The following is a 267-nucleotide window of genomic DNA, read 5'->3' as shown; positions in this document are numbered from 1 at the left end:
GCTTCACCAGTGCCAAGGCGTTCGCCGCATTCCTCGGCGTCACGCCCATGCAGCGCAGCTCCGGCACCTCCTTGAAAGGGCGCACCATCATCAGCCGAAGTGGCAGTACCTCAATGCGCGCGGCGCTGTACATGCCGGGGCTGGTGGCCAAGCGCCACAACCCCTTGCTCAACACCTTCGCAGAGCGGCTGACTAAAAATGGCATGTCAAACAAAGCGGTGATCAGTGCTGTCGTTCACAAACTGACGCATCTGATTTACGGTGTCA

1 protein-coding gene is annotated in these 267 nt (G+C 59.2%); it reads left to right on the top strand.

Annotated features, from left to right (window positions below; all coding sequences use genetic code 11):
• Positions 1-267 (top strand): transposase (locus GTP44_RS26935; RefSeq protein ID WP_161021811.1); only part of this gene is annotated, 267 nt, incomplete at both ends.

This window comes from Duganella lactea, from assembly GCF_009857505.1.
In the GTDB taxonomy this organism is placed as follows: Bacteria; Pseudomonadota; Gammaproteobacteria; order Burkholderiales; family Burkholderiaceae_D; genus Rugamonas; species Rugamonas lactea.
Note: the sequence above shows the minus strand (reverse complement) of the source record. Positions and strands in the feature narration are given on the sequence as shown.